10 protein-coding genes are annotated in these 10,689 nt (G+C 61.6%); 8 read left to right on the top strand and 2 right to left on the bottom strand.

Going from position 1 to position 10,689, the window contains the following annotated elements; translation table 11 throughout:
* Window positions 1–567: 567 nt before the first annotated feature.
* The gene (locus M0H32_RS29155) at window positions 568–1,371 is read right to left on the bottom strand and encodes a HesA/MoeB/ThiF family protein (protein WP_248160250.1); all 804 of its coding nucleotides are present in this window, start codon (window positions 1,369–1,371) and stop codon (window positions 568–570) included.
* A gap of 56 nt (window positions 1,372–1,427) precedes the next feature.
* Complete coding sequence (gene hrcA / locus M0H32_RS29150) at window positions 1,428–2,525, bottom strand: heat-inducible transcriptional repressor HrcA (protein WP_248160254.1); 1,098 nt, start codon at window positions 2,523–2,525, stop codon at window positions 1,428–1,430.
* 148 nt (window positions 2,526–2,673) lie between these two features.
* Between hrcA and rph the strand changes: the two genes are divergently transcribed.
* The 8 genes from rph to M0H32_RS29110 all read left to right on the top strand — a co-directional run bounded on the left by rph (window position 2,674) and on the right by M0H32_RS29110 (window position 9,924).
* The gene (gene rph, locus M0H32_RS29145) at window positions 2,674–3,387 is read left to right on the top strand and encodes a ribonuclease PH (RefSeq protein WP_248160248.1); all 714 of its coding nucleotides are present in this window, start codon (window positions 2,674–2,676) and stop codon (window positions 3,385–3,387) included.
* Window positions 3,388–3,397: 10 nt separating this feature from the next.
* On the top strand, window positions 3,398–4,039 hold the full coding sequence (gene rdgB / locus M0H32_RS29140) for an RdgB/HAM1 family non-canonical purine NTP pyrophosphatase (protein ID WP_248160246.1): 642 nt from the start codon (window positions 3,398–3,400) through the stop codon (window positions 4,037–4,039).
* A 1-nt stretch (window position 4,040) separates the two neighbouring features.
* A complete protein-coding gene (hemW, locus tag M0H32_RS29135) occupies window positions 4,041–5,204 on the top strand; it encodes a radical SAM family heme chaperone HemW (RefSeq protein ID WP_248160245.1) in 1,164 nt (387 codons plus the stop codon).
* 222 nt (window positions 5,205–5,426) lie between these two features.
* Window positions 5,427–7,115 (top strand): polyhydroxyalkanoate depolymerase, encoded by a 1,689-nt coding sequence (phaZ, locus tag M0H32_RS29130; protein ID WP_425607377.1) that lies wholly within the window; start codon window positions 5,427–5,429, stop codon window positions 7,113–7,115.
* 149 nt (window positions 7,116–7,264) lie between these two features.
* Window positions 7,265–7,957, top strand: a complete 693-nt coding sequence (locus M0H32_RS29125; RefSeq protein WP_248160244.1) for a glycosyltransferase — start codon at window positions 7,265–7,267, stop codon at window positions 7,955–7,957.
* Window positions 7,958–8,121: 164 nt separating this feature from the next.
* Complete coding sequence (locus tag M0H32_RS29120; RefSeq protein ID WP_248160243.1) at window positions 8,122–8,547, top strand: DUF2852 domain-containing protein; 426 nt, start codon at window positions 8,122–8,124, stop codon at window positions 8,545–8,547.
* A gap of 140 nt (window positions 8,548–8,687) precedes the next feature.
* Window positions 8,688–9,425: a M48 family metallopeptidase gene (locus tag M0H32_RS29115; protein ID WP_248160242.1), complete on the top strand. Its 738-nt coding sequence runs from the start codon at window positions 8,688–8,690 to the stop codon at window positions 9,423–9,425.
* A gap of 64 nt (window positions 9,426–9,489) precedes the next feature.
* Window positions 9,490–9,924, top strand: a complete 435-nt coding sequence (locus tag M0H32_RS29110) for a hypothetical protein (RefSeq protein WP_248160241.1) — start codon at window positions 9,490–9,492, stop codon at window positions 9,922–9,924.
* The last annotated feature ends 765 nt before the right edge of the window (window positions 9,925–10,689 follow it).

Here is a 10,689-nt window from a genome sequence, read left to right as displayed (position 1 = left end):
CCGGCTCAAAACGCCTTGGCCCTGGCTGGCCAAGCTGTGCCTTCACAAGCCGCACAAGCTGGCAGCCGTGGCGCTGGCCAACAAACTAGCCCGCATCGCCTGGAAACTGATGGTCAGCGGCGGGACTTACCGCCCGCTGTCACCAAAGTCTAAACCGGAACACGCCTGAGGGCAGACAAAGGACCCGCGTCAACGCCTGACCGGAGCGACGCGAGACAGGAACTTGCAAGGAAAGATGGAAGAGGTGTGTTCGGTCGAACCGAAGTGGACGGGAAACTCCGTGGGACCCAGTGGCGGCGCAAGCGCCGACATCGCAATACTGTTTGGAACCCGTCCGTCGCGGAACCCATATTGGCCAGCGGTCATAAGACCCGCAAAAAAAGGCCGTACATATGACCGCAAGCGATCCGAAACATCACAAAATCTAACCTTGCAACCACGGGGCCGTCCACATATGGGTCCCGGATCTCCGCTTCGCTGCGTCCGGGATGACAACATGGGTAGCCGGAGCACAAAAGTGCCTTTTCTTGCCAAACCCCTCTCAACCTGCGTCTGCTTTTCACCCGGTCACGCCTCTTCCAGCAACTCCGCCCAGCTCTTCGGATCATCGCCGTTCAGCGGGTTTTTCGGCGAGCGCTTGTAGCGGATGGTTTCCATGCGGAAGGTGCGGGCGTCGAAGAGGATCATGCGGCCGACCAGGCCGTCGCCGGTGCCGGTCAGTTCCTTGATCACTTCCATAGCCTGCATGGCGCCGACGATGCCGGTGAGCGCACCCAGGACCCCCGCCTGCTCGCAGGTCGGCAGCAGGCCGTCGCGCGGCTTCTGCGGGAACAGGCAGCGATAGGTCGGGTTCTTCGCACCCTCGGCATCGGTCTCGAACGGTTTCAGCGTGGTGATCGAGCCGTCGAACTGGCCGACGGCAGCGGTGACCAGCGGTTTTTTCGCGAAAAAACAGGCATCGGAAACGAGATAACGCGTGTCGAAATTGTCCGACCCGTCGACCACCAGGTCATAATCGGAAACCAGCGCCATGGCATTGTGGCCGGCAATCCGTGTCGGACGCGGTTCGACAACGACATTCGGGTTGAGCCGGGCAATCGCCTCGGCCGCGCTGGCGACCTTCGGCTCGCCGAGCTGGTCGGTGTCGTGGATCACCTGGCGCTGCAGGTTGGACAGCGAGACGACATCATCGTCGACAATGCCGAGCGTGCCGATACCGGCGGCCGCCAGATATTGCAGCACCGGCGCACCGAGGCCCCCCGCGCCGATCACCAGGACGCGGGCCTTTTTCAGCTTCTGCTGTCCGGCGCCACCGATCTCCTGCATGACGATGTGGCGGGCGTAGCGTTCCAGTTCGGCGGGAGAGAGCATGCTTTGTCCTGAAAAGTGGTTTCGGCGGCGTGGGTCTAATGTGGGATCGGGACTGATCAGCCCAACACCCGGCTGACCAGACGGGCGGTGTAGTCCACCATCGGGATCACGCGGGCATAGTTCAGCCGTGTCGGGCCAATGACGCCAAGCACGCCGACGATGCGCTGGTTGCTGTCGCGATAGGGCGAGACCACCAGCGAGGAACCGGAGAGCGAGAACAGGTTGTTTTCCGAGCCGATGAAGATCCGGACGCCGTCGCCCTTTTCGGCCAGGCCCAGAAGCTGGATCAGATCCTTCTTGTTCTCCAGATCGTCGAACAGCAGACGAATGCGCTCCAGATCCTCGACCGCGTCGAGATCCGTCAACAGGTTGGAACGGCCGCGCACGATCAGGGTGCCCGGGTCGCTGGCGCTCTCGCCGCCCCAGACGGCAAGGCCCGTATCGATCACCTTCTGGCTGAGCTGGTCGAGTTCGGCCTGGTCCGCGTCGCGCACCCGTTCCAGCTCCTTGCGGATTTCGGAGAGCGTCTTGCCCTGGATCTGGGCATTCAGATAGTTCGAGGCTTCGACCAGCGCGGAGGCCGGCAGGTTCGGCGGCAGGTCGAGCACCCGGTTTTCCACCGAGCCGTCATCGCTGACCATGACCACCAGGGCCTTGAGCGGCTCGATGCGCACAAATTCGATGTGTTTCAGGCGCATGTCGGTCTTGTGGGTCAACACCACGCCGGCGCCCATCGACAGGCCCGACAGCATCTGACTGGCCTCGGTCAGCACCTGTTCGGCCGAATTCGCCCTTTGCGAGGCGCGCACCTGGACGTCGATCTGCTGGCGTTCTTCCTGTGTCAGGTCTCCGACTTCCAGAAGCGCGTCCACGAAGAACCGCAGACCGATCTCGGTGGGCAGGCGGCCGGCGCTGGTATGGGGCGAATGCAACAGGCCCATATGCTCAAGATCCGACATGACATTGCGGACCGAAGCGGGGGACAGGGACATGGTGAGGTTGCGCGATACGTTGCGCGATCCGACCGGTTCGCCGGTTTCCAGATAGGTCTCGACGATGGCGCGGAAGATTTCTCGTGATCTCTTGTCGAGGTCGCTCAGGCTCAAGGCTCGGGTCTCCGTTGGGCGGACAGGCGATCCCGCCTCCGCTGCAATTCCACCCCAAGATATAGGCGCAAAATGGGGTCAGCGTGAAGTATCCCGTTGCCGGGCCTTTACGACGGTGGAACTTGAGGTCTACAAGGCCTCAACGAATACATCGGAAACGGCTGTTTCCGTCCGGTTCAGGTCGAAAGGGATTTCAATGCGTCCGTCCAAACGTGCTGCCGACGAATTGCGCGCCGTCACGCTGGAGCGTGGTGTTTCCAAACATGCCGAAGGCTCCTGCCTGGTCAAGTTCGGCGACACCCATGTCCTGTGCACCGCCAGCCTGGAAGAGCGGGTGCCACCGTGGCTGCGCGGCCAGAACCGGGGTTGGGTGACGGCCGAATACGGCATGCTGCCGCGCGCCACCGGCGACCGCATGCGCCGCGAGGCCAGCGCCGGCAAGCAGTCCGGCCGGACCCAGGAGATCCAGCGCCTGATCGGCCGCTCCCTGCGCGCCGTTGTCGACCTGCAAGCCCTTGGCGAAGCCCAGATCAGCATCGACTGCGACGTCATCCAGGCAGATGGCGGCACCCGCACGGCCGCGATCACCGGCGCCTGGGTGGCCCTGCGCGACTGCGTGGAGTGGATGAAAGCGCGCGACATGGTCAAGGGCACCGTCCTGAAAGACCACATCGCGGCGATTTCCTGCGGCATCTATGAGGGCACACCGGTGCTCGATCTCGACTATGCCGAAGACAGCACCGCCGAAACGGATGCCAATTTCGTCATGACCGGTTCCGGCGGCATCGTCGAAATCCAGGGCACCGCCGAAGGTGCGCCATTCTCCGAAGACGAATTCGGTCAGCTGCTCGGCCTTGCCAAGACAGGTATCGGCCGTCTTGTTGACTTGCAGAAAATGGCCATTCTCTGAGGGAACCCGCATGAGCCCGCGCAAACTGGAACCCGGTAAACTTGTTGTCGCCAGCCACAACAAGGGCAAGATCCGCGAGATCAACGAATTGCTGCAGCCTTACGGTTTCGACGTGGTCTCCGCAGGCGAACTCGACCTGCCGGAGCCGGAAGAAACCGGGCTGACGTTCGAGGCGAATGCCTCGCTGAAGGCACAGGCTGCCGCCAAGGCGTCCGGGTTTCCCTCGCTCGCCGATGACAGCGGGTTCTGCGTCGCCAAGCTTGACGGCGATCCGGGCATCTATTCGGCCAGGTGGGCCGGGCCGGACAAGGACTTCGCCATGGCCATGCGCACCGTCGAGGAGAAACTGCAATCCGCCGGCGCCACCACCGACGCGGACCGCCGGGGCTCCTTCGTCGCGGTTCTGTGCCTGGCCTGGCCGGACGGACACGAGGAATATTTCCGCGGCGAGGTCGAAGGCCTGGTGGTCTGGCCGCCGCGCGGAACCCAGGGCTTCGGCTATGATCCGGTGTTCCAGCCGGATGGCCACGAGCGCACCTTCGGCGAAATGACTTCGGAAGAAAAGCACGGCTGGGGCAAGGACACGCCGGCCCTGTCGCACCGCTCCCGCGCTTTTGAAAAATTCGCGGCCGGCTGCCTGGAAGGACACTGATTTGACGTCGCAAGGGGCAACCGAAGGGGGCTTCGGGATCTATGTGCACTGGCCGTTCTGCGCGGCCAAATGCCCGTATTGCGACTTCAATTCACATGTTCGCCACCAGCCGGTCGACCAGGCCCGGTTCGCGGCGGCCTTCGAGCGCGAACTCTCCCATTTCGCGGAGCAGACCAAGGGCAAGACCGTTCAGTCGGTGTTTCTGGGCGGCGGCACGCCGTCGCTGATGGAGCCGGCAACCGTCGAGCGCATCCTGACGGCCATTTCCGACCGCTGGACCATGGACGAGGCCGCGGAAATCTCCATGGAGGCCAATCCGTCCTCCGTCGAGGCCGAACGGTTCCGGGGCTACCGCGCCGCCGGTGTCAACCGGGTGTCGCTCGGCGTCCAGTCGCTGATCGACACGGACCTGAAACTGCTCGGCCGCCTGCACGATGCCGGAACGGCACGCAGGGCGATCGAAACCGCCCGGAAAACTTTCCCGCGCCTGTCCTTCGATCTCATCTATGCACGGCCGGGACAGACCCTCGCCGGCTGGGAGCAGGAACTCGGCGAGGCAATCGCGCTCGCCGCCGATCACCTGTCGCTCTACCAGCTGACCATCGAGGAAGGCACGCCGTTCTACACGCTCTACCACGCCGGCAAGCTGAAAGTGCCGGACCCGGATCTCGGGGCGGAGTTCTACGAGCTGACCCAGGACGTGACCGCGGCAGCCGGCCTGCCTGCCTACGAGGTTTCCAATCACGCCAGGCCGGGCGCCGAATGCCGGCACAACCTGGTCTACTGGCGCTACGGCGACTATGTCGGTGTCGGCCCCGGCGCCCACGGCCGGATTACGGTCGGGGTCAACCGCCTGGCCACGTCCACGGAGCGCCACCCGGAAACCTGGCTGGAAAATGTCGAGCGCCACGGTCACGCGATGATCGAGAATATGGGCCTGACGGAAGAAGAACAGGGCGACGAATTCCTGCTGATGGGTCTGCGCCTCACCGAGGGCATCGACCTAAAGCGCTATGAGCGCTATGCCCACCGCGCCATCGATCCGCGCCGCCTGAACGCGCTTCTGGAGCATGGCATGGTGGAAGAACTCGGGGAAAACCGCATCCGCGCGACGCGGGACGGTTTTTTTGTGCTCGACGCGGTGGTCGCCGATCTGGCCGCCTGACGCAGCACAATTTCATCGTAAAAATAATGCTACCAAATTGATTAAATTGTTTTATCCCGCTTTGTGCATTGCACAGTGTTTTGGTGGGAAAATGTCTTCTGCCGCGTTCCTGAGCAGTTAGGCACGGTTCACATAACAAATAGCAGTATTGCGAGCCGCAACGGGCCTAGCTATCCTGTTGCGATGCAATAGATAGTGAAAATAACAAAGAGCCGCGAAAACATGTTCACGAAATTTGCCAATGGTGCGGCCTCCGCTTTGTTCAACCAAGGAGAGACGTCTTTGCCGTTCTATCACCTTTATGAGTTGAACCACGCCGCCATGGCGCCCTTCCGGGCCATGGCCGACATGACCAAGCTCTACTTCCAGAATCCGCTCAATCCGTGGACCCACACCAGCTACGGGCGCTCGATCGCCGCGAGCTGCGAAGTGCTCGAGCGCACCACGCGCCGCTACGGCAAGCCGGAATTCGGTTTGAAGGAAACCACCGTCAGCGGTGTGCGTGTGCCCGTGCGCGAAACCTGCGTCTGGAACCGGCCGTTCTGCGACCTGATCCGGTTCGAGCGCGGCGTGACTTCGCACCGCAACGATCCGAAGATCCTGATCGTCGCGCCGATGTCCGGCCACTACGCGACCTTGCTGCGCGGCACCGTCGAGGCGCTGATGCCGAACGCGGATGTCTATATCACCGACTGGATCGATGCCCGCATGGTGCCGATTCAGGAAGGCAAGTTCGATCTCGACGATTACATCGACTACATCATCTCGATGCTGCATTTCCTGGGTCCGGACACCCATGTGCTCGGCGTCTGCCAGCCCTCCGTGCCGGTGCTCGCCGCCGTCGCGGTGATGGAAGACCGGGAAGATCCTTACGTTCCGGCGACCATGACGCTGATGGGGGGGCCGATCGACACCCGCGTCGCGCCGACGGCCGTCAACGACCTGGCGGTGTCGAAGGGGCTCGACTGGTTCCGCAGTAACGTCATCATGAAGGTGCCGTTCCCGCATCCGGGTTTCATGCGCGATGTCTATCCGGGCTTCCTGCAGCTGTCCGGCTTCATGAGCATGAACCTGGACCGGCATGTCACCGCCCACCGCGAATTCTTCCAGCATCTGGTGGAAGGCGATGGCGACAATGCCGAAAAACACCGCGAGTTCTACGACGAATATCTCGCCGTCATGGACCTGACAGCGGAATTCTACCTGCAGACCGTCGAAACCGTGTTCATCGAGCACGCGCTGCCGAACGGCACGATGACCCACAATGGCCGTCTGGTCGACTGCACCAAGATCACCCGGACCGCCCTGCTCACAGTGGAAGGCGAGAAGGACGACATCACCGGCCGCGGCCAGACCAGGGCCGCCCACGCGCTCTGCACCAACCTCGCAGACGGCATGAAGGCGCATTACGAGCAGCCCAATGTCGGCCATTACGGCGTCTTCAACGGGTCGCGCTGGCGCTCGGAAATCGCCCCGCGCGTGATGGACTTTATCCGCTCGAACCGCACGGACCTCTCCAAGACCCCGCGTCAGGCAGCTCCGGCCAAGCCAACCGCTTCCGCGCCTGCAAAGGCGGCGGCAACAGAGGCACCGGCTCCCGCGAAAGCATCTGCCGAAGCCAAAAAGGCTCCGGCAAAGGCACCCGCCAAGGCCAACGGCGCCAAGGGATCCCTGGAAAGCATCCTGCTGACCAAGCCGGATGGCGCTGCCGACGATCTGAAGGCGATCAGCGGCGTTGGCCCCAAGCTGGAATCTGCGCTCAACGAGGCAGGCATCTTCCACTATTGGCAGATTGCCGGGCTCACCGTCGACCAGATCGAGGCGCTTGACAGCAAACTCGATTTCCGAGGCCGCATTGCCCGCGACAACTGGATCGATCAGGCCCGGCAACTGTCCGAAGCGGTCAGCTGATCCGGTAAATCCTCAGGTGCCCCGCCGGGGCACCTGATAACTTGCGTCAAAAAGTCCGGTTTTAGCGGTCGACGGACCGGCGCTATTGATTATGTGCTTTTGGGCCAATACAAGATCCGGTCAGATAGCGAGGCCGGAGGTTTTTTGCAGTGCTCAATATTTTCATCGGATTCGATCCGCGCGAAGCGGTTGCCTACCACGTCTGCGCCAACAGCCTGACGCGCCTGTCCAGCGACGTTCTCGCGCTCACGCCGATCTCGCTCCACAATCTGAAAACTTATAACGAAACCCATACGGACGGGTCGAACCACTTCATCTACACCAGGTTCCTGATCCCGCATCTGATGAACTACAACGGTTGGGCGCTGTTCATGGACGGCGACATGATCGTCCGGGACGACATTGCCAAGCTGTTTGCCCTGCGTGACGAGAGCAAGGCGGTCATGTGCGTTCATCACGACTACCAGACCAAGCAGACCACCAAATATCTCGGTTCGAAAAACGAGAACTATCCGCGCAAGAACTGGTCGAGCGTGGTCCTATGGAACTGCGCCCATCCGGCCAACAAGGTGGTCACCCCGGACTTCGTCATGAACGGCACCGGCGCGCAGCTGCACCGCTTCACCTGGCTTGAGGACGACCTGATCGGCGAACTGCCGATCGAGTGGAACTGGCTGCCGGATGAGCTGGGTCCGAACCCGGACGCCAAGCTGCTGCATTTCACCCTGGGCACGCCCTGCTTCCACGAATATGCCAACGCGCCGATGGCGGCCGAATGGCACCGGGAAAAGCTCCTGGCGAATTATTCGGCACAACATGTGATTGATGGCCCGTTCGACTGAGCAGTCCTGATTTTTCCAAAATAAATCAATGTAATAGACCCGGTCGATGGCAGCATCGTCCGGGTTTTTCGCGTCTGCTCACCTGTGATCGACATCACAAATCCTTGAAGCTTCTGCCTGCAATCCCCACTTCAAATGCGTGGATGTCTTGAATGGATAGGACGATGACAACGACCAAAAGTTGCATGATCAAACCTGCCTGGACGCCGGCGACTATCGGCTTGATGGTGCTGGGGTTCGTGGTGTTCTGGCCGCTTGGCCTTGCCATGCTGGCCTATATTCTGTGGGGCGACCGTTTCGAGGCGATGCTCCGCGATGCCAAGGATCAATGGCGGGGCAGTCCGCTGAAGGGAGCGTTCGAACAGATGAATACCACCGGTTACGCCCGCACGGGCAACGTCGCATTTGACGATTACCGCGAGCGTGAACTGAAGCGCCTGGAAGAGGAACGCGCCAAGCTCGATGCCATGCGCGCCGATTTCGACAACTTCCTGCGCGAACTGCGCCGCGCGCGCGACCAGGAAGAATTCGACCGCTTCATGGCCAATCGGGGCCGGAACGCAAGCGGCAGCGATCCCGCTCCGCTCTAAATCCTCCTCCGGACACGGCATGACCGACAGCGGCGCTTGGCAAAGCGCCGCTGTCGTCGTTCTGGCCTGCAATAATCCCGCGAAATCCAGAGGAAACTGCCCTAGAATTTGGCAACTGATTCGCCCGGACTCTGCCTTTCATGTTTTCACGCAGCCGCAGAAAACCTCTTCCAGATCATATCGATATTGCCACTGGCGGCAGCCATGTGCGCATCCGCCTGCGCGCCAATCCACGCGCACAGCGCTATCTGCTGCGCTTGCCCGCGGACAGCTCCGGGCCTGTCCTGACGGTGCCCAAGGGCGGCAATCTGGCCCGGGCCGAGCATTTCGCCCGCCAGCATGTCGACTGGCTGCTCGAACGGCTCCAGGACCGGCCGGATCATGTCGCCTTTTCTCCAGGTGATATAGTGCCGCTGCGCGGCGCGGACCATGTCATCGTGCCGACGGGAAAGCTGCGCGGCCTGGTCAACCTCGGGCAGACCGGGGACGGTTGTCCGGCGCTGCTGGTCCCCGGAGCGGAGGATCACATCCCGCGCAAAGTCACCTCCTGGCTTAAAAACCAGGCACGGTTGGACATCTCGGAGCGCGCCGGCCTGCATGCGGCCACCATCGGCAAGAAGATCGCCGCGATCAGCATCCGCGACACTAGAAGCCGCTGGGGTTCCTGCGCCTCCAACGGCCGACTGTCCTTTTCCTGGCGGCTGATCCTGGCGCCCCCCGAGATCCTGGACTATGTCGCCGCCCATGAGGTGGCCCATCTGAAGGAAATGAACCATTCGGCGCGGTTCTGGCGCCTGTGCGAGGAGCTGGCGCCGCAAACACCGTCCGCACGGCTGTGGCTGAAGCAAAACGGCCAGCGCCTGCACGGCTTTGGCTGAATTTTTAATTTGCAAAAGACTGAAATCATGCTTCGCTTTCCCCGTGTTAAGTCAGGGGGCTCGCATGCGTTTCTTTTCATCCGGAACATTCAAGGGACTGACGCTGGCGGTGCTGGCGTCAGTCGGCATTTCTATCGCAGGACCGGTACTCGCCGACAGCTGCTGGAACCACAACGGCTCCCTGATGCGCCTGCAGGCGCAGGGCAACCAGCGCTGGCTCTCCTATGAACGCCCGCGCGGCGTGCTTGCCAATGCGGGTGTCCGCCAGGGCACGTTGCTCTTCAACGGCGTCAAGAACGGCAACTGGTATTCCGGAACAGCACGGGTTTTCTCCAAATACTGTCCGGGCTCGCCGCTGGAATATTTCGTCGAAGGCCCTGTCCGCGGCGACCAGCTCCAGGTGACGGTTACGGGCACGCGAGAAGTTTATCAGCGCTGCCGCCCGACCGGCCGCACCACCACCGACACGCTGGTGTTCACCTACAGCCATCAGTGCTGACCTGCGGCTTTTACCGTCCCTCGTCAAAGCCAACCGGAACCGGGCAGGGGTTTGCTTCTGGTGTCAACAGTGGTCAGGGGCTTGCGTTGGCTCGGTGGCTGGCTTGTTACTCACACCAGCCCGCCCCACAAGGGGCAGGGCAATCGTAACTAGGGTCTGTGGACAATTAGGTTTCGGTCTTGGCGCTTGTCGGATTTCGGTCTTCGAGCAGGAGGAAAGTCCGCAGTGGTGTTGCCCACCACAAGGACTTTCCGACGCACGCGAAACCGAAATCCGCTGCGTCCCCCCAGATATTGGCAATGGGGATTTGGCTCAAATGGCTCATTTCGGCGTCGCGAAGGCTTGAAAGGGCCGGCCCTTCCCGCGCCTTTGCTTCTGGAAATTGAGCCATTTGCATCCAAACCAAGACCAAATCCTAATTGTCCACAGACCCTAGTAGACGCCTTACAAATATCGGCGTCACCCCGGGAGAACGAAGTGAGACCCGGGGCCTACTCGTTTGCAGAGAGCTGGGAAGAGGCACACTTTCAAGATCCACCTTACGCTTTGGCAAGCGGATCTGCGAGTGGGTCCCGGCTCGCGCTACGCTTGGCCGGGATGACACCGAGGGTGCGGGTCTGACGTGCAGCGTCACACCTGATATGTGTCCGATCCGGAGACATAGGTAACAGTTTGTACCGGAGACATGGGTTACAACCTCGTGCCGAACGGGTTGTCGATTGTCTGTAGGGTTCTCTGCTCCAGGTCGATATATCCCAGATCATA

The organism is Roseibium sediminicola (assembly GCF_023156505.1).
Lineage (GTDB): Bacteria > Pseudomonadota > Alphaproteobacteria > Rhizobiales > Stappiaceae > Roseibium > Roseibium sediminicola.
Note: the sequence above shows the minus strand (reverse complement) of the source record. Positions and strands in the feature narration are given on the sequence as shown.

Coding starts and splice junctions, on each gene's coding strand:
- M0H32_RS29155 (WP_248160250.1), bottom strand. CDS start 1,371: ATGCTCTCTCCCGCCGAACTGGAACGCTACGCCCGCCACATCGTCATG.
- rph (WP_248160248.1), top strand. CDS start 2,674: ATGCGTCCGTCCAAACGTGCTGCCGACGAATTGCGCGCCGTCACGCTG.
- rdgB (WP_248160246.1), top strand. CDS start 3,398: ATGAGCCCGCGCAAACTGGAACCCGGTAAACTTGTTGTCGCCAGCCAC.
- phaZ (WP_425607377.1), top strand. CDS start 5,427: ATGTTCACGAAATTTGCCAATGGTGCGGCCTCCGCTTTGTTCAACCAA.
- M0H32_RS29120 (WP_248160243.1), top strand. CDS start 8,122: ATGACAACGACCAAAAGTTGCATGATCAAACCTGCCTGGACGCCGGCG.
- M0H32_RS29115 (WP_248160242.1), top strand. CDS start 8,688: ATGTTTTCACGCAGCCGCAGAAAACCTCTTCCAGATCATATCGATATT.
- M0H32_RS29110 (WP_248160241.1), top strand. CDS start 9,490: ATGCGTTTCTTTTCATCCGGAACATTCAAGGGACTGACGCTGGCGGTG.